Source organism: Streptomyces sp. NPDC020884, from assembly GCF_044333935.1.
GTDB lineage: Bacteria > Actinomycetota > Actinomycetes > Streptomycetales > Streptomycetaceae > Streptomyces.
On record NZ_JBIRRY010000002.1, the window covers coordinates 621,897 to 642,156 of the forward strand.

Genomic DNA, 20,260 nt, shown 5'->3' on the forward strand with positions numbered 1-20,260 from the left:
AGCTGCCCTTCGCCCTTAAATATGCATCTCACATTCCAATGAGGAGTCCCGTCATGCTCTCCGACCGGTCCACCGCCACGGTCCGCGCCACCCTTCCCGCCGTCGGTGCGGCCATCGGGGACATCGCCGACCTCTTCTACGAGAAGCTCTTCGCCGCCCACCCCGAGCTGCTGCGGGACCTGTTCAACCGGGGCAACCAGGCCTCCGGCGACCAGCGGCGGGCGCTCGCCGGCTCCATCGCCGCCTTCGCGACCCAGCTGGTCGAGCAGCCCGGCACCCGGCCCGACGTGATGCTGGAGCGGATCGCCCACAAGCACGCCTCGCTCGGGGTGACCCCGGCGCAGTACGAGGTGGTGCACACCCATCTGTTCTCGGCCATCGCCGACGTCCTGGGCGACGCGGTCACCCCGGAGGTCGCCGCCGCCTGGAACGAGGTCTACTGGCTGATGGCGGGTTCCCTGATCGCCGTCGAGGAGCGCCTCTACGCGCAGCAGGGCGTGCTGGCGGGCGATGTGTGGCACACCTGGGAGGTCGCCGCCCTGGTCGAGGAGACCGCGGACGTCACCACCTTCCTGCTGCGCCCCGACCGGGAATCGCCCCTGCCCGCCTTCCGGCCCGGCCAGTACGTCTCCGTACAGGTCGAACTCCCGGACGGGGCCCGCCAGATACGCCAGTACAGCCTCTCCTGCGCCCCCGGCTCCCGGCTGCGGTCGATCACCGTGAAACACGTACGCGGCCGGGGCGCGCCCGACGGAGAGGTCTCCCGGCACCTCCACGAGCACACCCGTGCGGGCGACCTGCTGCGCGTCTCCGTCCCCTACGGGGACCTGGTGCTCGACCACCTGGACGGGCCCCTGCTGCTGGCCTCGGCGGGCATCGGCTGCACCCCCATGCTGTCGATGCTGGAGCACCTCGCGCAGGAGGGCCACCGGGGTCCGGTCACCGTCGTGCACGGCGACCGCTCACCGGCCGACCACGCCCTGCGCACCGACCACGTCCGGCTGACGGAGAAGCTCCCGGACGCCGAGGCGCACTTCTGGTACGAGGTCCCGGAGGCCGGACAGCCGGCGAACCGCACCGGCCTCGTCGACCTGGACGGCATCACCGTACGGCCGGGAACGCACGCCTATCTGTGCGGCCCGCTCCCCTTCATGAGGGCCGTCCGCGCCCGGCTGCTGGAGGCGGGGGTCCGGCCGGCCGACGTCCACTACGAGGTGTTCGGCCCGGACCTCTGGCTGGCCGCTTCCTGAACGGCGGGAAGGGCGACAATGAGCGGGTGAACAGCCCGCCCCGCCTCGACGCCCTTCTGCGGCCCCGGGTGCCCTCCCCGCTGCGGGAGATCCATGACGAGCGTTTCGCGCGCCACGGCGCCACGCTGCTCCTGAAGCGGGACGATCTGATCCACCCCGATCTGCCGGGCAACAAATGGCGCAAGCTCGTCCTCAACCTGGAGGCCGCCGCCGGACGCACCCTGCTCACGTTCGGAGGCGCGTACTCCAACCACCTCCGGGCCACCGCGGCGGCCGGACGGCTGCTGGGGTTTCCGACCATCGGCGTGGTGCGCGGCGACGAGCTGGCGCACCGGCCGCTCAACCCGTCGCTCGCCCGGTGCGCGGCCGACGGCATGCGACTGCACTTCGTGGACCGTGCGACGTACCGCGCGAAGGCCTCCCCCGAGGTCCTGGAGGGGCTGCTGAGCCTGTTCGGGGACGTGGAGGTCATCCCGGAGGGCGGCAGCAACGCGCTGGCCGCACAGGGCTGCACGGCGCTGGGGCGGGAGCTCTCCGGCGAGGTCGATGTGGCTGCCGTGGCCTGCGGGACCGGCGGCACCCTGGCCGGACTCGCCGCCGGGCTGGGCCCCGGGCAGCGGGCCCTGGGCGTTCCGGTGCTGCGCGGCGGCTTCCTCGGAGAGGCCGTGGAGCGGCTCCAGCGCGAGGCGTTCGGCGGCCCGGCCGGGAGCTGGTCGCTGGACGAGCGCTTCGCCTTCGGCGGCTATGCCCGCTCCACCCCGGAGCTGGAGGCCTTCGCCGCGGACTTCGAGGACCGGCACGGGCTGCCCGTGGAGCGGGTCTACGTCGCGAAACTGCTGTTCGCGCTGACCGCACGGGCCGAGGAGGGGGCGTTCGGGCCGGGCGCCCGGGTGGGCGCCGTCGTGACCGGCGCTCCCGGGGAGCCGCCCGCTCAGCTCCCGTCCGCCTCCCGGTAGGCCGCCGCCTCCTCCAGGTCCAGCCGGCGCAGCAGCGTGCGCATCATCTCGTCGTCGATCCGCCGCTCGTCCCGGAGCCGGACGAAGACCTCGCGCTCGGCCTCGATCATCTCCCGGGACAGCCGCCGGTAGGTGTCGTCCGCCGACTCCCCGGTGACCGGGTCGGAGGCGCCCAGGCGCTCCCACACGGCGTTGCGGCGGCGCTCCAGCACACTGCGCAGCCGGTCGGCCAACGGCGGCGGCAGGCTGCTGCGCGAGTCGGCGAGCAGCTCGTCCAGGCGGGCCTCGGCCGCTACCGACGCCTCGCTCTGGGCCTGCGCCTCGATGAGCGTGACCGCCTGCGGATCGGGGCCCGGCAGCTTCAGTACGCGGACGAGGACGGGCAGGGTGAGGCCCTGGATCACCAGCGTGCCGATGACCGTGGTGAAGGTCAGGAACAGCACCAGGCTGCGGGCCGGAAACGGTTCGCCGTCCTGCATGACCAGCGGAACGGAGAACGCGACGGCGAGCGAGACGACCCCGCGCATCCCGGCCCAGCCCACGATCAGCGGCGCGGTCCAGTCGGTGCCCGGTTCGCGTTCCCGGACGCGGCGCGAGAGCCACCGGGGCAGATAGGTGGCCGGGTAGACCCAGACGAAGCGGACCACGACGACGGCCAGGAACACGATGACCGCGTAGCCGAGCGCCTGCCCCACGCCGAACGGGCCGAGCCCCTTCAGGACGAAGGGCAGCTGGAGCCCGATGAGGGCGAACACCGCGGACTCCAGGATGAACGCCACCATCTTCCAGACGGCCGCTTCCTGGAGGCGGGTGGCGAAGTCGACCTGCCAGGAGCGGTGGCCCAGGTAGAGGGCGACCACGACCACGGCGAGGACGCCGGAGGCGTGCACCCGTTCGGCCGCCGCGTACGCCACGAAGGGAATCAGGAGGGAGAGCGTGTTCTGGAGGAGCGCTTCCTTGAGATGTGTTCTCAGCCAGTGCAGCGGCACCATCAGCAGCAGCCCGACGCCGACCCCGCCGACCGCGGCCAGCAGGAACTCGCCGACCCCGGCGCCCCAGCTCATCCCCTCCCCGACCGCGGCGGCCAGCGCCACCTTGAAGGCGGTGATCGCCGTGGCGTCGTTCACCAGGGACTCGCCCTGCAGGATCGTGGTCACCCGGGCGGGCAGCCCGACCCGGCGGGCGATGGCGGCGGCCGTCACGGCGTCCGGCGGGGCGATGACCGCCCCCAGGACCAGCGCGGCGGTCAGCGGCAGGTCCGGGATGATCAGGTGGGCCAGCCAGCCCACCGCGACGGTCGCGAAGAGGGTGTACCCCACGGAGAGCAGGGCGACCGGTCTGATGTTGGCCCGCAGGTCGAGGTAGGAGCTGTCCACGGCCGCCGTGTGGAGCAACGGCGGAAGCAGCAGCGGGAGCACGACGTGCGCGTCCAGGTGGTACGTCGGGACGCCGGGGAGATATCCGGCCACCAGCCCCACGGCGACGAGCACGAGCGGGGCGGGCACCGGGGTGCGGCGGGCCGCTCCGGCGACCGCCGCACTGACCGCGACCAGGGCCACCAGCGGCAGCGCGTCCATCCCACCGTCCTCGGATCCGTCGTAACCTGCCCATCATGAGCGAGTGTGCGCATGCAGCGGATCTGCCACGCCCCGAACCCGTGCCGCTCGGCGAGACGTGTCCCGAGTGCCTGGAGGCGGGGACCCACCCCGTGCAGTTGCGGCTCTGCCTGACCTGCGGGCACGTCGGCTGCTGCGATTCGTCGCCGCTGCGGCATGCCACCGGACACTTCCGGGCGACCGGTCACCCCGTGATGCGGAGCTTCGAGGCGGGCGAGAGCTGGCGCTGGTGCTTCGAGGACGGTTCGATCGTCTGACGCCTGGGTACGTCAATGCGGCGCTGGTTCTTCGCAATTGGACGCCGCAGACCCCTAGCCACTGTGTGTACTCATGGGCTTACCATGAGTGACGGTTGGGGTATGGGGTCCGTACGACACGGCATCATGGATCCGATAGCGTCGCCGAGCCGAAGAACCATCGACGGACCGCATGGCTCCGGGCCACCCTTCCCGGAACCCCGAAAGAGTTTGTGCCACCTTGGAGGTGAGGGTGTCCCAGATCGCAGGCGAGCCCGGGAATCAGGACTTCGTAGAAGTCCGACTGCCCGCTGCGGGTGCCTACCTGTCGGTGCTGCGAACGGCCACGGCCGGCCTCGCAGCGCGTTTGGACTTCACTCTCGACGAGATCGAGGATCTTCGTATCGCGGTCGACGAGGCCTGCGCGATCCTGCTCCAGCAGGCCGTGCCGGGTTCCGTCCTCAGCTGCGTCTTCCGTCTCGTCGACGACTCTCTCGAAGTGACGGTGTCGGCGCCCACCACCGACGGCCGGGCGCCCGAGCGCGACACCTTCGCCTGGACGGTGCTCTCCGCACTGGCCGGCAAGGTCGACTCCACGGTCGCCGACGACCGTACGGTCAGCATCAGCCTCTACAAACAGCGCGGCGCGGGCCCCGGGCCGGCGTGAGCGACGGGAACGGGGACGGTCCTGTGCGGGACGAGACGATCCGATCCGGGGTGGTGCGCCCAGCAGGCATCCCGGAGCAGCAGGCCCGGCCGCATCCGGTGGACGGAGCGGACGGGCCCGAGAGCCTCAACGTCGCGGTGGAGCAGCAGTCGCAGGCAGAGCGGGCGGGCCAGATGAGCGAGCACGGGCACCACGATCCACACGATCGCAGCGGGGCTCGGGCCCTGTTCTTCGAGCTGCGGGAGCTGCCCGACGGCTCCGCGGAGAAGGCCGAGCTGCGCAACCGGCTGGTGCGCATGCACCTGCCGCTGGTGGAGCACCTGGCCCGGCGTTTCCGCAATCGCGGCGAGCCGCTGGACGACCTGACCCAGGTCGCCACGATCGGGCTGATCAAGTCCGTGGACCGGTTCGACCCGGACCGGGGCGTGGAGTTCTCGACGTACGCCACCCCCACGGTGGTCGGCGAGATCAAGCGCCACTTCCGGGACAAGGGCTGGGCGGTGCGGGTGCCGCGCCGTCTTCAGGAGCTGCGGCTGTCGCTGACCACGGCCACCGCGGAGCTCTCCCAGCAGCACGGCCGTTCGCCGACGGTGCACGAGCTGGCCGAGCGGCTGGGCATCTCCGAGGAGGAGGTGCTGGAGGGCCTGGAGTCGGCCAACGCGTACAGCACGCTCTCGCTGGACGTGCCGGACACGGACGACGAGTCCCCCGCGGTCGCGGACACGCTGGGCTCGGAGGACGAGGCGCTGGAGGGCGTGGAGTACCGGGAGTCGCTCAAGCCGCTCCTGGAGGACCTGCCGCCGCGTGAGAAGCGCATCCTGCTGCTGCGCTTCTTCGGGAACATGACCCAGTCGCAGATCGCGCAGGAGGTCGGCATCTCGCAGATGCACGTCTCACGGCTGCTGGCCCGCACCCTGGCCCAGCTGCGCGAGCGGCTGCTCGTCGAGGAGTAGGCGGGGAGCTCAGGCCTCGGGGGTCGTCCTGGGTCCCCGGCGGATGCCCAGGTCCTGGGTGGTCGCCGGGTTCAGGACGAGCACCAGGCCGGTGACGGCGACCGCCGCCAGGACGATCCCGGTGGGGATCAGCGCGCCCTGCGAGCGCAGCAGCGTCCAGGCCACCGGCAGCGCCATGATCTGGGTGATCAGCGCGGGTCCCCGGCTCCAGCTGCGCAGCAGCAGCAGTCCGCGGGCGGCGATCAGCGGGATCGCGCCGAGCGCGACCAGCGTGATCCCGACGGTCTCCGCCTGCTGCGTGCTCTCCAGGTTCCCGAGCAGTCCCATCACCAGCAGGTAGACCCCGCCGACGGCGAGGGCCACGCCTTCGAGGGCGTTGACCCCGGCGAGGACGGTGATCCTGGTCGGGCGCTCCGCTGCGGAGGGCGACGGGGTGGACGGTGTCGCTTGAGTGCTCACGCCTTTCAGGTTGGCATCCCCGGGGCCCGGAAGTGAAGCCGGGGTGCGCGGGAACCCCACCCGTTCGGCGTAGGGCAGGGCGGAGCATCACGCTCCGTCACCATCCTGGAGCGCAGCGAACCGGGACTACAGCACCGAACCGCCCGGTAGGTAGGCTGGCCGTCATGCGCGCACTCCTCGTGGTCAACCCAGCTGCTACCACCACCAGTGCCCGCACCCGTGACGTGCTCATCCACGCGCTGGCCAGCGAGATGAAGCTGGAGGCGGTGACCACCGAGTACCGGGGGCACGCACGGGATCTGGGGCGGCGGGCCGCGGACAGCGACGACATCGATCTGGTGGTCGCCCTCGGCGGCGACGGCACGGTGAACGAGGTCGTGAACGGGCTGCTGCACCGGGGCCCGGACGTGGACAGCCTTCCCAAGCTCGCCGTGGTTCCCGGCGGGTCCACCAATGTCTTCGCGCGCGCCCTGGGGTTGCCGAACGACGCGGTGGAGGCGACCGGCGCAATCCTGGACGCCCTGGAGAACCGGACCGAACGCACGGTCGGTCTCGGCCTCGCGGCCGGCACCCCGGGAACCGAGGACGAATCCGTCCCCGAACGCTGGTTCACTTTCTGCGCCGGTCTCGGATTCGACGCCGGAGTCATCGGCCGGGTCGAACGGAAGCGCGAACACGGAAAACGATCGACGCATGCCCTGTACGTACGCCAGGTGGTGCGGCAGTTCCTGAACGAGGCCCACCGCAGACAGGGTCAGATCACGCTCGACGTGCCCGGCCGGGACCCGGTGACCGACCTCGCGCTCTCCATAATCTGCAACACCGCCCCCTGGACCTACCTGGGCAATCGCCCGATGTACGCCTCACCGAAGGCCTCCTTCGACACCGCGCTGGACATCCTCGGACTGAAGCGTCTGTCCACCCCGGCGGTGGCCCGTTACGGCACCCAGTTGCTCACTTCGAGCCCCGAGAAGGGGCCACACGGCAAGCACGCCGTTTCACTGCATGACCTCACCGACTTCACCTTGCATTCAAAGGTTCCACTGCCCTTCCAGATGGACGGCGACCACCTGGGACTGCGTACGAGCGTGACGTTCACAGGCGTACGCCGTGCACTGCGTGTGATTGTGTGAGTGGAAGGGCCCAAAGTCCTTTAACTCGAACGTTTGGACTGGCCCCCACCCCTAAGAAGTGCGGCTGTGACCTAGTCGACACCGAGGAATCAAAAAAAACTTTCCAGAAGGGGTTGTATCCGTCGCCGAGGTTTGCGAATCTCTACATGGCGATCGGGACGGCCCGCAACACCGGCCTCCACTGAGAGCCAGAACCCCTCCTCACCACACAGACCACACCCAGTCCCTCTGGGAGTCGGCCCGTCACCTGCGGGGGGATTCGTGAAAGCGTTCACATTCACAAGCAACAAGCGTGTAATACCAAGGAGAGGTAGCAGCCATGGACTGGCGTCACAACGCCGTTTGTCGTGAGGAAGACCCTGAGCTTTTCTTCCCCATCGGCAACACCGGTCCTGCGCTGCTGCAGATCGAGGAAGCCAAGGCTGTCTGCCGCCGCTGCCCCGTCATGGAGCAGTGCCTGCAGTGGGCGCTCGAGTCCGGCCAGGACTCCGGCGTCTGGGGTGGACTCAGCGAGGACGAGCGCCGCGCGATGAAGCGCCGCGCCGCTCGCAACCGGGCGCGTAACGCAAGCGCCTGAGCGAGAACCGCACCAAGCCTCAGCCCGGCGGCGCGTACAGAGCGTACGCACAGCCCCGCCTTCGAGTCGCAGCGCGCAGTACCCCGAAGCGCATCGCAACGTGAGCACCACGGAGCGGGCCCGGACCGTCACCACGGTCCGGGCCCGCTCTGCTGTGTGCGGCGGGCGTCCGGCCCGTATGCGCTACTTGTCGCTCTGGACCGGGAGGTCCAGCACCACCTGGGTGCCGCGTTCGGGTGCCGGGACCATGCCGAACGTGCCGCCCAACTCCCCCTCCACCAGCGTCCGTACGATCTGGAGCCCGAGGTTGCCGGTCCGCTTCGGGTCGAAGCCCTCGGGCAGCCCGCGCCCGTCGTCGGTGACGGTGATCAACAGCCGCCCCTCGGTGGGTGATCCGCCGCGCACGGCGGAGACCTCCACCGTCCCGTGGTCGGCCACGGCGAAGGCGTGCTCCAGGGCGTTCTGCAGAACCTCGGTCAGCACCATCGAGAGCGGGGTGGCGACCTCGGCGTCGAGGATGCCGAAGCGTCCGGTGCGCCGGCAGGTGACCTTGCCCGGGGAGATCTCCGACACCATCGCGATGACCCGGTCGGCGATCTCGTCGAACTCGACCCGCTCGTCCAGATTCTGGGACAGCGTCTCATGGACGATGGCGATCGAACCGACCCGCCGGACGGCCTCGTTGAGCGCCTCGCGGCCCTGCTCGGAGTCCATCCGGCGGGCCTGGAGGCGCAACAGGGCGGCCACCGTCTGGAGGTTGTTCTTCACCCGGTGGTGGATCTCCCGGATGGTCGCGTCCTTGGTGATCAACTCGCGTTCACGGCGGCGCAGTTCGGTGACGTCCCGGAGCAGGACCAGGGAACCGATGCGGACGCCCTTGGGCTTGAGCGGGATGGCCCGCAGCTGGATCACCCCGGCCGCGCACTCCACCTCGAACTCGCGGGGCGCGTAACCGCTGGCCAGCTTGGTCAGCGCCTCGTCCACCGGGCCCCGGGAGGGGGCCAGTTCGGCGGTGGTGGTGCCCAGGTGGTGGCCGACCAGGTCGGAGGCGAGGCCCAGGCGGTGGTAGGCGGAGAGGCCGTTCGGGCTGGCGTACTGGACGACCCCCTCGGCGTCGAGCCGGATCAGGCCGTCGCCCACCCGCGGGGAGGCGTCCATGTCGACCTGCTGGCCGGGGAAGGGGAAGGACCCGGCGGCGATCATCTGGGCCAGGTCGGAGGCGGACTGGAGGTAGGTGAGCTCCAGCCGGGAGGGCGTGCGCACGGTGAGCAGGTTGGTGTTGCGGGCGATGACGCCGAGCACCCGGCCCTCGCGGCGTACCGGGATGGACTCGACCCGTACGGGCACCTCCTCGCGCCACTCCGGGTCGCCCTCGCGCACGATCCGGCCCTCGTCCAGGGCCGCGTCCAGCAGGGGGCGGCGGCCGCGCGGGACCAGGTGGCCGACCATGTCGTCCTGGTAGGAGGTGGGCCCGGTGTTGGGGCGCATCTGGGCGACGGAGACGTACCGCGTGCCGTCCCGGGTCGGGACCCACAGCACGAGGTCGGCGAAGGACAGGTCGGAGAGCAGCTGCCACTCCGAGACCAGCAGATGCAGCCACTCGAGGTCGGTGTCACTCAGAGCGGTGTGCTGGCGGACGAGGTCGTTCATGGAGGGCACGTGTGGAGCGTACCCGTGGTTACCGGCAGCGTTCGAACCGATCGGCCCCGCCGGGCCGCACCCGGGCAGGGGCGGGTGGGCGCGGGAAGACGATGGACAGGGCCCGCCCCCCGGCCGGAGAATGTCGTGCACATCGATGGACAGGGGCAATTGGTCTAGTCCACAATGGGTTCACCAAGACCTCCACTCTCCCCGCACAGGAGAGTGGACCGAGGCACCCGGCGCTCTCTGCCCTGACCGCGCCGGTGCCTCCAGTGGCCGGAGGCACCGCACACCGCCGGCCAGGTAGCTCCGGGCTGCGGTGCCGGGTGGGCTGAGGGTCCCGCTCTGGCGCCGCGGCCCGCGGGTGTTTCAGGGCCCCTCCCGGACCTCCGGACAGGACGCGTTCAGCGGGTCTCGGTGACCTTGGCCAGGGCGCGCGGGGCGTCGGGATCCTGCCCCCGGGCGATGGTCACCTCGTACGCGAGCATCTGCAGCGGCAGGATCTCCAGGATCGGCTGCAACTCCTCCGGGACCCCCGCCGTGGGCAGCGCGAAGCCGGCCGAGGCCGCCTCCACCTGCGCCTTGGGGCCGACCACGAAGAGATCCGCGCCGCGGCCGCGCAGCCGGTCCAGCACCGGCTGGAGGGCCTCGCCGCCCCGGCCGTCGGTCACCACGGCGATCACCGGGGAGATGTTGTCGACCATCGCCAGCGGGCCGTGCAGCAGATCCGCGCCCGAGTAGGAGAGAGCGGGGATGTAGCTGGTCTCCATCAGCTTCAGGGCCGCTTCCTTGGCCGTCGGGTAGCCGTAGCCGCGCGAGGTGATCACCATGCGTTCGGCGAAGCGGTAGCGGGAGGCCAGCGCCTTGACCTCGGCCCGGCGGCCCAGGATCGCACCCGCGAGGTCGGGCAGGCCCGCGGCGGCCGGAGTGCCGTCCCCACCGCCCAGACCCTCCACGAAGAGGTAGAGGGAGAGCAGGGAGGCGGTGTACGTCTTGGTGGCCGGCAGCGCCTTCTCCGGGCCCGCCAGGATGTCGATGTGGTACTCGGAGACCGCCGCCAGCGCGGAGTCCGGGTTGTTGGTGACGGCGAGGGTGACGGCTCCGGCCTCCCGGGCCGCCCTCGTGGAGGCCACCAGGTCCGGCGAGCCGCCCGACTGGCTGACGGTGACCACCAGGACGTCCCGCAGGTCGGGTGTGGCCCCGTAGGCCGTCGTGGTGGACATCGAGGCCAGCCCGCAGGGCAACCCGAGGCGGATCTCCAGCAGGTACTTCGCGTACAGGGCCGCGTTGTCCGACGTACCCCGGGCGGTGAGCAGCACGAACCGGGGCTTGCGGGCGGCGATCTCGGCGGCGACCTCGCGGATGCGGGGGGCGCCCTTGTCGAGAATGCGGCGCAGCATCGCGGGCTGCTCGGCCATCTCGCCGGACATGATGCGGCCGGGCTCGTCGCCCTGGCCGCTCCGGTCGGCCGGAGGGGTGGCGGACATGTGGGGGCCTCCCTGGGCTGTCGGCGTGCGGGACGGCGCGTCCGCGGGATGCGCGATCCGCCCCGTACCGGACAAGTCGACCAGGCAATGCGGTGGCCCGCCAGCGGGCCGGGGCGTGTGGGCCGGGGTGCACGGGCCGATGGGCGGACTGTTCACCGTACGGCTGCCCGATTCTGCTAAATTGGGACCTAGATTGGTCTATACCACCGGCTCCCCTAGTCAGATCGGCAGGCACAGCGTGGAAGTTGTCATCGTCCCGGACGCCACGGCAGGCGGCGAACTGATCGCGGAGGCCATCGCCGCCCTGCTCAGCCGCAAGCCCGACGCCCTGTTCGGCGTTGCCACCGGCTCTACCCCGCTGCCCATCTACCGCGCGCTCGCGGCGAAGGTCGCCTCCGGCGCGGTCGACGCCTCGCGCGCCCGGATCTGCCAGCTCGACGAGTACGTCGGGCTGCCCGCGGGCCACCCGGAGTCCTACCGCTCGGTGGTGCTGCGCGAGGTCGTCGAGCCGCTCGGGCTCTCCGAGGCCTCCTTCATGGGCCCCGACGGCTCGGCCGAGGACGTCCAGGCGGCCTGCGAGGCCTACGACCGGGCGCTGGCGGAGGCGGGCGGTGTCGACCTCCAGCTCCTGGGCATCGGCACCGACGGGCACATCGGCTTCAACGAGCCCTGCTCCTCGCTCGCCTCGCGCACCCGGATCAAGACGCTGACGCAGCAGACCCGGGTGGACAACGCGCGCTTCTTCGACGACGACATCGAGCAGGTGCCGCACCACGTGATCACGCAGGGCATCGGGACGATCCTGGAGTCCCGCCACCCGATCCTGCTGGCCACCGGCGAGGGCAAGGCGGAGGCCGTCGCCCAGACGGTGGAGGGGCCGGTCGCCTCGGTCGTGCCGGCGTCGGCGCTGCAGTTGCATCCGCACGCGACGGTGGTGGTGGACGAGGCGGCAGCGTCGAAGCTGAAGCTGGCGGACTACTTCCGGGCCACGTATGCGGCGAAGCCGGGGTGGCAGGGGTTGTAGGCGGTTGCCCCGTACGGCTGAGGGCCGGGACGCCGTTGCGGTGTCCCGGCCCTTCGCCGTACTGCGCGTGCTGCCGGCCCTCCGGCGTGAGGCTTTGTCCTCAATCGCCGGACGGGCTTGATTGGCCCCCCGAGCGCCTTGCCTGCCGGCCCCAGCAGGCTCGAAATGGCCCGCCCAGGGCCTTGGCTGCAGGTCCCGGGCGGGGTGGTGTGGAGCGTGGGGCGGTGTCTCGTCAGGCCTTCGTGCCGGTGATCGCTTCTGCCGCTGCCAGGCCGCAGACCCGGGCCGCGCCGTGGGTGGCTATGTACAGCGACCCCCGCGGGGCCGACTGGGGCAGGCCCATCTCGACCACGATCGTGTCCGGGCGCGCCGCCAGCAGGGCGTCGAGCGCCTCGCCCATCCACCCGTGCCGGTGCTCGTCGCGGACGACGGCGACGATGCGCCGCTCCCCCGCCGACCGAAGGATCTCGGCCGTCGGAGCGGCGGTCTCCTCGCCGTAGGTGTCCGTCCCGGTGCCGGGCAGGATCCTGTCCAGCTCGGCGGCGATGCCCCACGGGGTCTCGTCGCCGACCGCGATGTTCGCCTCCGCGCTGAACGAGGCGACGTACGCCGGCTCGGTCAGCCGGTCGCCGGAGCCGGTCAGCCGGACCGCGCGGCGGGCGGCGATCAGACCGATGTCGGAGCTGACTCCGGTGCCGGGCGCGGTCCCCTCCTGCACTGCCGCGCCCGGCTCCGGGACATCCCCCCGGGCCCTCTGCGTCCAGGACGCGAGGGCTCGTACACGGGCGGCCGCGTCGGCGAGCCGCTCCTCGGTCAGTTCCCCGCCGCGCACGGCCGCGACGAGGGCGTCGCGCAGCCGCAGCACGGTCTCCTCGTCGGCCAGGCCGCCGCCCACGCAGATGGCGTCGGCGCCCGCCGCGAGGGCGAGGACGGACCCGCGCTCGATGCCGTACGTACCGGCGATGGCATCCATCTCCACGGCGTCGGTGACGATCAGGCCGTCGTAGCCCAGCTCCTGGCGCAGCAGACCGGTGAGGATCTGCGGGCTCAGGGTCGCCGGGCGGTCCGGGTCGAGTGCGGGAAGCAGGATATGCGCGCTCATCACCGATTTGGAACCCGCGGCGATGGCCGCCCGGAAAGGCACCAGTTCACGGGCGTGCAGGGTGTCGAGGTCCACATCGATGCGGGGCATCGCCAGGTGCGAGTCGACCGCGGTGTCCCCGTGCCCGGGGAAGTGCTTGGTGCAGGCGGCGACGCCGGCGGCCTGGAGCCCCTCGATGTACGCGGCGGTATGCCGGGCGGCCAGGCGGGTGTCCGCGCCGAAGGAGCGCACGCCGATGACCGGGTTGCCCGGGTTGGAGTTGACGTCGGCGGACGGCGCCCAGTTGAGGTTGACGCCGCACGCGGCGAGCCGACGGCCGAGCTCCTGGGCGACGGCCCGGGTGAGGTGGACGTCGTCCACCGAGCCGAGCGCGAAGTTGCCGGGGAAGGAGGAGCCGTGCGTGACCTCCAGGCGGGTCACGTCGCCGCCCTCCTCGTCGATGGCGACGAGGACGTCGTCCCGCTCGGAGCGCAGCCGCTCGGTGAGGGCGGAGAGCTGTTCGGGCGAGGTGATGTTGCGGCCGAACAGGCCGACGGAGGCGAGGCCCTCACCGACTCGGCGCAGCAGCCAGTCCGGCGCGGTGGTGCCGGTGAATCCGGGCTGGAGCACCGCGAGCGCGTCACGCGTCAGGGTGTCCGTGGTGGAAACGAGGGTGGTCATGGGCCCGCACTATCCCTTCACAGCGCCGGAAGTGAGGCCAGCGGCCATCTTCTTCTGGATGATCATGAAGAACACGACGACCGGGATGGCGATCATGGTCGATGCCGCCATGAGGGCGCCGTAGTCCGTTCCGCGCTCGGTCGTGAACGTCATCAGCCATACGTTGAGCGTGTACTTGGAGTTGTCGTTGATCAGGATGTACGCGAAGAGGTACTCGTTCCACGCGTTCACCAGCGCGAAGATCGACGCGGCCGCGAGCCCGGGGGCGAGCAGCGGGAAGATCACCCGGCGGAAGGCCTGGAAGCGGGTGCAGCCGTCCACCATCGCCGATTCCTCCAGCTCCACCGGGATGTTCACGACGAAGCCGCGGATCATGATGGTGGCGAAGGGCAGCGTGGAGACCAGATAGACGACGATCAGGCCCCAGTACTCGTCGATCCCGCCCATGGCGTTGAGCTGGGCGTAGATCGGGATGAGCATCGCCGTCGGCGGCAGCATCTGGACCAGGATCATGATCAGGACCAGGGCCTTGCGGCCGAAGAACCGGAACCGGCCGATCGCCAGGGCCGCCAGGGTCGCGATGATCATGCCGCCGACCACCGCGGTGACGGCGACGATCAGGCTGGACTGGATGGCGGTGCCGAAGTTCGGCTGCTCGGTGGCCCGGACGAAGTTGTCGAAGGTGATCGACGTGGGCCACAGGGTCTGGTCGTAGCTGCGGATCTCCCGGTTGGGCCGCAGGGCGCTGATGACCAGCCAGTAGACCGGGAAGACCATGACCAGGGCGATGCCGAGGCCGATGAGGTCGAAGTGGAGCCGGCTCTTCTTGCGGTCCGGGCGCAGCACCTGTGTTTGGGTCGAGCTGCTCATTCGACCTCTCCCGTCTTCATGAGCTGGCGCAGGTAGTACACGGCCACGCCGGACAGCAGCAGCACCGTGATCAGGGCGATCGCGGTGCCCTGGCTGAAGGAAGTGGACTCGAACGCCTTGGAGTAGGAGTAGAGGCCGAGGGTCTCGTACTCCGGCTCGGGCTTGTTGCCGCGCAGCAGCCAGATCTGGCCGAAGACGTTGAAGTCCCAGATCACCGAGAGGGTGGCGACCATGGTGAAGACCGGCTTGATGACCGGCCAGGTGACGAACCGGTAGATGCCGTAGGCGCTGGCGCCGTCGAGGGCGGCGGCCTCCTCCAGTTCCTGGGGGACCTGGGTGAGGGCGGCGTACAGGGTGACGACGACGAACGGGATGGCGCCCCAGACGACCAGCAGGGTGATGATGCCGAAGCCCTGGATCGGGTCGAGGTACCAGTTGTGTCCGAGCCAGTCCTCGCCGACGACCTTGGCGATCAAAGTGTTGATCAGGCCGTAGTCGGAGTCGGCCATGAACCGGAAGATCGAGGCGGCCACCATCAGCGGCATCGACCAGGCGGCGATGAGGCAGGCGGTGAGCACGAGCCGGACCCAGGTGGAGAGCTTGCGCATGAGCAGGGCGACCAGCAGCCCGATGCCCATGGTCAGCGTCACGCAGATGGCCATGAAGACGACCGTGCGGAAGGTGACCCACCAGAACTCGGAGTCGCCGAGGATGTTGGTGAACTGCTCGAAGCCGACCCATGGCGCCGGCTCTCCGGACCACAGCTCACGGCGGCCCATGTCCTGGAAGGACATGATGACCGTCTTGCCGAGCGGGTAGAGGTAGACGGCGGCGATCGCCACGATCGCCGGGAGGATCAGGAAGTAGGGGAGGAGTTCGCCCTTCTTCCGCTTCCTCTTCTGTACCCGGGGCGCATCGTCGTCGAAGGACGACTTCCCGGTCGCCTGCGGGTCGGGTGGTACGGGGACCGGCGGCCCGGCGGCCTTGGTATCAGCGGCAGACACGTGGCTGACCTTCCATCGCGGGTCCGGGGCGGGCCCCGGAATTCACGGCGTTCACTTGCTGGAAAGGAGCGGGGGCCCGGCATTGGCGCCGGGCCCCGCCTGGCGATCGGAAGGTCAGGCTTCCTTGTTGATCAGCGCGTTGATCTTGTCGTCGGCCTTCTTGGTGGCGTCGGCGACGGAGGAGCCCTTGACGATCTCCAGGAGCATGTTCTGGAGGATCTCCTCCTTCTCGATGGAGGCCCAGCCCGGCGCGATCGGCGTGAACCAGGCGTCCGGCACCGCGTTGGCGATGGCGGCGGTCTCCGGCTTGGCCTTCAGCGGCTCGAGCTGCTTCTCGTTGTTGGGGAGGATGTTCTTCGACGCGAGGACCTCCATGGACTTCGCGTTGGTGAAGAGGGAGATCCACTCCTCGCCGAGGTCCTGGACCTTGGACTTGGAGATCGTCGCGAGGTCCGAGCCGCCGATGAAGGACGGGAGCGCCTTGCCCTCGGGTCCGGGCATACCGGCCGTGGCGATCTTGCCCTCGAGCTTCGGGTTGCCGTTCTCGCCCGTGGTGACGCTGCCGGCCTCCCAGGCCTGGCCGTAGATGACCGCGGCCTTCTCGTTGGCCATGACGTTGGCGTGGTCCTGCTCGTCCTTCGTCACGTCGGCCTTGTTGTACTTCTTGACCAGGTCGACGTAGTGCTGGATGCCCTTCTGGGCCTCGGGGGTGGACAGGGAGGCCTTCCACTCCTTGCTGCCCTCGTCGTACTCGGCTATCTGGCCACCGAAGGCGGCGACGTAGGACATCGCGGCGTACCAGTAGCGGCCGGGGAAGTAGAGCGAGGAGGCGCGCTTGTCCTTCTTGCCGAGCTCGGCGTCCACCTTGTCCATCGCGGCGAGGAACTCGTCCTCGGTCTGCGGGAGGGCGTCACTGCCGGTGCCGGCCTTCAGCATGTCCTTGTTGTACACGGCCAGGCGGGCGCTGGCGTAGTAAGGAACGCAGTAGGTCTTGCCTTCGAAGGAGCACGTGTCCTTCAGACCCTTGATCCAGGTGTCCGAGTTCTCGTACTTCTTGGGGTCGATTTCTCCGAGCGCACCATTGAGGATGTACTGCATGGTCTCGGTATTGCCGAGTTCCACGACGTCCGGGAATTTGTCGCCACCGAGGGAGGTGTCCAGCTTCTTGACCTTGTCGGCCCACTGCTGGTACTGAACCTTGACGGTGACACCGGGGTACTTCTTGTTGAACTCGGCATTGACGTCCTTGACCAGTTCGGGCCAGGTGGACTGAGCCTCGCCCATGAGCCAGACGGTCAGGTTTTCCTTGCGGTCCTTGGGGTCCGCGGACGACTGCTTGTCGTCGGAACCACACGCCGCGACCGAAACCAACATGCCCGCGACACCGATAGCCGCGATGAGCTTGCGCTTCACGTCAAACCCTCCTCAGGGATGCTGCAACCCCACCCACCGCGAAGTCATTCGACGAGTTCTGCTGGGGCTGGACCTGGTCTTTAATGGTTTAGACCAGTACCGGGAGCTTGGCCTAGACCTTTAGGGGTGTCAAGGGTGTATAAGAAGTGCACTCGCGTCCGTTATAGGACCGACACCTAAGGGAGGGCGACGACCCGTGACCGGACCGTGCCACCATGTGAGCCGCGACAGACGGAGGAGCCGGTGACGGCAGCAACGCAGCAGTCGGGAAGGCGGGCCATGGGTGCCGACGGGGGCAGTACGGGGAGCGAGACCGGTGCCGGTACGCGCACGGCGCGCGTACCGAAGTACTACCGGCTCAAGCGGCATCTCCTCGACATGACGGACACCTTGCCGCCCGGCACCCCGGTGCCGCCCGAACGCACCCTGGCCGCCGAGTTCGACACCTCGCGCACCACCGTGCGCCAGGCGCTCCAGGAACTGGTCGTCGAGGGCCGCCTCGAACGCATCCAGGGCAAGGGCACCTTCGTCGCCAAGCCGAAGGTCTCCCAGGCCCTCCAGCTCACCTCGTACACCGAGGACATGCGGGCCCAGGGCCTCGAGCCCACGTCCCAACTGCTGGACATCGGCTATGTCACGGCGGACGACACGCTCGCCGGTCTGCTGGACATCTCGACGGGCGGCCGGGTGCTGCGCATCGAGCGGCTGCGGCTCGCCAGCGGGGAGCCGATGGCGATCGAGACCACCCATCTTTCGGCCAAACGCTTCCCGGCGCTGCGCCGTTCGCTGGTGAAGTACACCTCGCTCTACACCGCGCTCGCCGAGGTGTACGACGTCCGTCTCGCCGAGGCGGAGGAGACCATCGAGACCTCGCTCGCCACCCCGCGCGAGGCGGGGCTGCTGGGCACCGACGTGGGTCTGCCGATGCTCATGCTGTCCCGCCATTCGGTGGACGGCCAGGGCGAACCGGTGGAGTGGGTGCGCTCGGTGTACCGGGGCGACCGCTACAAGTTCGTGGCCCGCCTGAAACGGCCGACGGACTGAGTCCGGCCTGAGCGCGCTCCCGGCGCCGGGAGCGACGACGCGGTACGCACAGGGCGGTGGCCCGGGGACGACATCCCCGGGCCACCGCCCGTTTTCGGCTGGGTGAACCGACCCGGCGCCGCACCCGTGTCCCGTTGCGATACATCACCGTTGCCGGACCGCAATGCGGACAGGGGGTGACGCTGGGCGGACGTGTCCCTTAGATTTCCTGCCCATTGCACCGGTGATCAGCGAGGGGACGGAGTCACCACATGCCGGAAGACACAGAGGCAAAACCACCCACGGTCACACCCGCGAGAGTGGTCATCGGGATCTGTCTCGTCGCGCCGTTCGTCGCGATGCTCTGGGTGAGTTCGTACGCCCGGATCGAGCCGAAGTTCATCGGCATCCCGTTCTTCTACTGGTACCAGATGCTCTGGGTGGTCATCTCGACCGCGCTGACGATGATCGCGTACAAGCTGTGGCAGCGTGACCAGCGCGCCCGCAAGGCGGGGGCTTCCGCATGAACGACGGCGTGAACGGCGTCGCACTCGCCGTCTTCATCTTCTTCTTCGTGGCCGTCACGGTCATGGGCTTCATGGCCGCGCGCTGGCGCAGGGCCGACAACGAGGCGACCCTCGACGAATGGGGCCTGGGCGGCCGGTCGTTCGGCACCTGGGTCACCTGGTTCCTGCTCGGCGGCGACCTCTACACCGCGTACACCTTCGTCGCCGTCCCGGCGGCGATCTACGCGGCGGGCGCGGCCGGGTTCTTCGCCGTGCCGTACACGATCCTGGTCTACCCGCTGATCTTCACCTTCCTGCCCCGGCTGTGGTCCGTGTCGCACAAGCACGGGTACATCACCACCTCGGACTTCGTCCGCGGCCGGTTCGGGTCGAAGGGGCTGTCGCTGGCGGTCGCCGTCACCGGCATCCTCGCCACCATGCCCTACATAGCCCTGCAGCTCGTCGGCATCCAGGCGGTGCTGGACGTGATGGGCGTCGGCGGCGGCGAGAACACGCACTGGTTCATCAAGGACCTGCCGATCCTGATCGCCTTCGCGGTGCTGGCCGCGTACACCTACTCCTCCGGGCTGCGGGCGCCGGCGCTGATCGCGTTCGTCAAGGACGGGCTGATCTACCTGGTCATCGCGGTCGCCATCATCTACATCCCGATCCAGCTCGGCGGCTTCGACGAGATCTTCTCCAAGGCGGGCGAGGCGTTCGCCCAGGAGAACCCGAAGACCGGGCAGCCGCGCGGCTCGCTGATCCCGGGCGAGATGGGGCAGTGGGGTTACGCCACCCTGGCACTGGGCTCGGCGCTGGCGCTGTTCATGTATCCGCACTCCATCACGGCGACGCTGTCCAGCCGCAGCCGTGAGGTGATCCGGCGCAACACCACGATCCTGCCGCTGTACTCGCTGATGCTGGGTCTGCTGGCGCTGCTCGGCTTCATGGCCATCGCCGCCGGGATCAAGGTGGACAACGGCCAGTTGGCCATTCCGCAGCTCTTCGAGAACATGTTCCCGGACTGGTTCGCCGGTGTGGCGTTCGCCGCGATCGGCATCGGCGCGCTGGTGCCCGCCGCGATCATGTCGATCGCCGCGGCGAACCTCTTCACCCGGAACATCTACAAGGACTTCCTCAAACCGGACGCCACACCCGCCCAGGAGACCAAGGTCTCCAAGCTGGTGTCGCTGCTGGTGAAGGTCGGGGCGCTGGCGTTCGTCCTGACGATGGACAAGACGGTCGCGATCAACTTCCAGCTGCTCGGCGGGATCTGGATCCTCCAGACGATGCCCGCCCTGGTCGGCGGCCTGTTCACCCGGTGGTTCCACCGCTGGGCGCTCATAGCCGGCTGGGCGGTCGGCATGCTGTACGGGACGATCGCCGCGTACGGCGTGGCGAGCCCGACGCAGAAGCACTTCGGCGGGTCCTCCAAGGAGATCCCGGGCATCGGTGAGATCGGCTACATCGGTCTGACCGCGTTCGTGCTGAACCTGGTGGTCGTCATCGTCCTCACGTTCGTCCTGAACGCGCTGAAGGCCCCGGTGGGGATCGACGAGACCTCGCCCTCCGACTACACGGCGGACGCCGGCGACCCGGGCGTCAAGACGGAGCTCCCGCCGGCCACGGCGGGTGCTCCGGGCGGTCACTGACCCGCCGGACGCCCTGACCCGGGCCGTCGTC

General features: G+C 69.8%; 19 protein-coding genes. 11 read left to right on the forward strand and 8 right to left on the reverse strand.

Annotated features, from left to right (window positions below; translation table 11 throughout):
* The first annotated feature begins 53 nt into the window (after nt 1-53).
* Together ACH4UK_RS09495 and ACH4UK_RS09500 are read left to right on the forward strand one after the other, a co-directional pair.
* Nucleotides 54-1,250 (forward strand): globin domain-containing protein, encoded by a 1,197-nt coding sequence (locus ACH4UK_RS09495; RefSeq protein WP_398355448.1) that lies wholly within the window; start codon nt 54-56, stop codon nt 1,248-1,250.
* 26 nt (nt 1,251-1,276) lie between these two features.
* Nucleotides 1,277-2,206: a 1-aminocyclopropane-1-carboxylate deaminase/D-cysteine desulfhydrase gene (locus tag ACH4UK_RS09500; protein ID WP_398355449.1), complete on the forward strand. Its 930-nt coding sequence runs from the start codon at nt 1,277-1,279 to the stop codon at nt 2,204-2,206.
* Here ACH4UK_RS09500 and ACH4UK_RS09505 read toward each other — a convergent pair.
* Entirely contained in the window at nt 2,182-3,783 is a 1,602-nt protein-coding gene (locus ACH4UK_RS09505; RefSeq protein ID WP_398355450.1) for a Na+/H+ antiporter, read from the reverse strand. The two genes, ACH4UK_RS09500 and ACH4UK_RS09505, sit on opposite strands and share 25 nt — an antisense overlap.
* A 35-nt stretch (nt 3,784-3,818) precedes the next feature.
* On the opposite strand from ACH4UK_RS09505, the gene ACH4UK_RS09510 reads away from it, so the two are divergent.
* The 3 genes from ACH4UK_RS09510 (at nt 3,819) to ACH4UK_RS09520 (ending at nt 5,678) form a co-directional block, all read left to right on the forward strand.
* The gene (locus ACH4UK_RS09510; RefSeq protein WP_398355451.1) at nt 3,819-4,079 is read left to right on the forward strand and encodes a UBP-type zinc finger domain-containing protein; all 261 of its coding nucleotides are present in this window, start codon (nt 3,819-3,821) and stop codon (nt 4,077-4,079) included.
* A 232-nt stretch (nt 4,080-4,311) separates the two neighbouring features.
* A complete protein-coding gene (locus ACH4UK_RS09515; RefSeq protein ID WP_003966375.1) occupies nt 4,312-4,725 on the forward strand; it encodes an anti-sigma regulatory factor in 414 nt (137 codons plus the stop codon).
* Nucleotides 4,722-5,678 (forward strand): RNA polymerase sigma factor SigF, encoded by a 957-nt coding sequence (locus ACH4UK_RS09520; RefSeq protein ID WP_374202247.1) that lies wholly within the window; start codon nt 4,722-4,724, stop codon nt 5,676-5,678. Before ACH4UK_RS09515 ends, ACH4UK_RS09520 begins: the two co-directional genes overlap by 4 nt.
* 9 nt (nt 5,679-5,687) lie before the next feature.
* Here the strand turns inward: ACH4UK_RS09520 and ACH4UK_RS09525 are convergent, their stop codons facing one another.
* Entirely contained in the window at nt 5,688-6,137 is a 450-nt protein-coding gene (locus ACH4UK_RS09525) for a hypothetical protein (protein WP_398355452.1), read from the reverse strand.
* A 164-nt stretch (nt 6,138-6,301) separates the two neighbouring features.
* Here ACH4UK_RS09525 and ACH4UK_RS09530 point away from each other — a divergent pair, with 164 nt between their 5' ends.
* Together ACH4UK_RS09530 and ACH4UK_RS09535 are read left to right on the forward strand one after the other, a co-directional pair.
* Nucleotides 6,302-7,270, forward strand: coding sequence for a diacylglycerol/lipid kinase family protein (locus tag ACH4UK_RS09530; RefSeq protein ID WP_398355453.1), 969 nt, complete (start codon nt 6,302-6,304; stop codon nt 7,268-7,270).
* A gap of 319 nt (nt 7,271-7,589) precedes the next feature.
* On the forward strand, nt 7,590-7,847 hold the full coding sequence (locus tag ACH4UK_RS09535) for a WhiB family transcriptional regulator (RefSeq protein ID WP_003953983.1): 258 nt from the start codon (nt 7,590-7,592) through the stop codon (nt 7,845-7,847).
* A 183-nt stretch (nt 7,848-8,030) separates the two neighbouring features.
* On the opposite strand, the gene ACH4UK_RS09540 is transcribed toward ACH4UK_RS09535, so the two are convergent.
* Nucleotides 8,031-9,497 (reverse strand): sensor histidine kinase, encoded by a 1,467-nt coding sequence (locus tag ACH4UK_RS09540; RefSeq protein ID WP_398355715.1) that lies wholly within the window; start codon nt 9,495-9,497, stop codon nt 8,031-8,033.
* Between the two features lie 395 nt (nt 9,498-9,892).
* A complete protein-coding gene (locus ACH4UK_RS09545; RefSeq protein ID WP_398355454.1) occupies nt 9,893-10,975 on the reverse strand; it encodes an SIS domain-containing protein in 1,083 nt (360 codons plus the stop codon).
* A 238-nt stretch (nt 10,976-11,213) separates the two neighbouring features.
* Here ACH4UK_RS09545 and nagB point away from each other — a divergent pair, with 238 nt between their 5' ends.
* Nucleotides 11,214-11,999: a glucosamine-6-phosphate deaminase gene (gene nagB, locus ACH4UK_RS09550; protein WP_398355716.1), complete on the forward strand. Its 786-nt coding sequence runs from the start codon at nt 11,214-11,216 to the stop codon at nt 11,997-11,999.
* Nucleotides 12,000-12,231: 232 nt separating this feature from the next.
* Here the strand turns inward: nagB and ACH4UK_RS09555 are convergent, their stop codons facing one another.
* The 4 genes from ACH4UK_RS09555 to ACH4UK_RS09570 form a co-directional block, all read right to left on the reverse strand.
* Nucleotides 12,232-13,761, reverse strand: coding sequence for a glycoside hydrolase family 3 protein (locus tag ACH4UK_RS09555; RefSeq protein WP_398355455.1), 1,530 nt, complete (start codon nt 13,759-13,761; stop codon nt 12,232-12,234).
* A 9-nt stretch (nt 13,762-13,770) separates the two neighbouring features.
* A complete protein-coding gene (locus ACH4UK_RS09560) occupies nt 13,771-14,631 on the reverse strand; it encodes a carbohydrate ABC transporter permease (protein ID WP_032794097.1) in 861 nt (286 codons plus the stop codon).
* The gene (locus ACH4UK_RS09565) at nt 14,628-15,635 is read right to left on the reverse strand and encodes a carbohydrate ABC transporter permease (RefSeq protein WP_398355456.1); all 1,008 of its coding nucleotides are present in this window, start codon (nt 15,633-15,635) and stop codon (nt 14,628-14,630) included. Before ACH4UK_RS09565 ends, ACH4UK_RS09560 begins: the two co-directional genes overlap by 4 nt.
* A 114-nt stretch (nt 15,636-15,749) precedes the next feature.
* Nucleotides 15,750-17,048 carry a sugar ABC transporter substrate-binding protein gene (locus ACH4UK_RS09570; RefSeq protein ID WP_398355457.1) on the reverse strand — a complete coding sequence of 433 codons (1,299 nt, stop codon included), beginning with the start codon at nt 17,046-17,048 and terminating at the stop codon, nt 15,750-15,752.
* 279 nt (nt 17,049-17,327) lie between these two features.
* On the opposite strand from ACH4UK_RS09570, the gene ACH4UK_RS09575 reads away from it, so the two are divergent.
* The 3 genes from ACH4UK_RS09575 (at nt 17,328) to mctP (ending at nt 20,229) form a co-directional block, all read left to right on the forward strand.
* A complete protein-coding gene (locus tag ACH4UK_RS09575; protein ID WP_007458216.1) occupies nt 17,328-18,092 on the forward strand; it encodes a GntR family transcriptional regulator in 765 nt (254 codons plus the stop codon).
* 251 nt (nt 18,093-18,343) lie between these two features.
* Nucleotides 18,344-18,598: a DUF3311 domain-containing protein gene (locus tag ACH4UK_RS09580; RefSeq protein ID WP_398355458.1), complete on the forward strand. Its 255-nt coding sequence runs from the start codon at nt 18,344-18,346 to the stop codon at nt 18,596-18,598.
* Complete coding sequence (mctP, locus tag ACH4UK_RS09585) at nt 18,595-20,229, forward strand: monocarboxylate uptake permease MctP (RefSeq protein WP_398355459.1); 1,635 nt, start codon at nt 18,595-18,597, stop codon at nt 20,227-20,229. Before ACH4UK_RS09580 ends, mctP begins: the two co-directional genes overlap by 4 nt.
* Nucleotides 20,230-20,260: the final 31 nt, after the last annotated feature.

Coding starts and splice junctions, on each gene's coding strand:
- ACH4UK_RS09495 (WP_398355448.1), top strand. CDS start 54: ATGCTCTCCGACCGGTCCACCGCCACGGTCCGCGCCACCCTTCCCGCC.
- ACH4UK_RS09505 (WP_398355450.1), bottom strand. CDS start 3,783: ATGGACGCGCTGCCGCTGGTGGCCCTGGTCGCGGTCAGTGCGGCGGTC.
- ACH4UK_RS09510 (WP_398355451.1), top strand. CDS start 3,819: ATGAGCGAGTGTGCGCATGCAGCGGATCTGCCACGCCCCGAACCCGTG.
- ACH4UK_RS09530 (WP_398355453.1), top strand. CDS start 6,302: ATGCGCGCACTCCTCGTGGTCAACCCAGCTGCTACCACCACCAGTGCC.
- ACH4UK_RS09535 (WP_003953983.1), top strand. CDS start 7,590: ATGGACTGGCGTCACAACGCCGTTTGTCGTGAGGAAGACCCTGAGCTT.
- ACH4UK_RS09540 (WP_398355715.1), bottom strand. CDS start 9,497: ATGAACGACCTCGTCCGCCAGCACACCGCTCTGAGTGACACCGACCTC.
- ACH4UK_RS09545 (WP_398355454.1), bottom strand. CDS start 10,975: ATGTCCGCCACCCCTCCGGCCGACCGGAGCGGCCAGGGCGACGAGCCC.
- ACH4UK_RS09555 (WP_398355455.1), bottom strand. CDS start 13,761: ATGACCACCCTCGTTTCCACCACGGACACCCTGACGCGTGACGCGCTC.
- ACH4UK_RS09560 (WP_032794097.1), bottom strand. CDS start 14,631: ATGAGCAGCTCGACCCAAACACAGGTGCTGCGCCCGGACCGCAAGAAG.
- ACH4UK_RS09575 (WP_007458216.1), top strand. CDS start 17,328: ATGGGTGCCGACGGGGGCAGTACGGGGAGCGAGACCGGTGCCGGTACG.
- ACH4UK_RS09580 (WP_398355458.1), top strand. CDS start 18,344: ATGCCGGAAGACACAGAGGCAAAACCACCCACGGTCACACCCGCGAGA.
- mctP (WP_398355459.1), top strand. CDS start 18,595: ATGAACGACGGCGTGAACGGCGTCGCACTCGCCGTCTTCATCTTCTTC.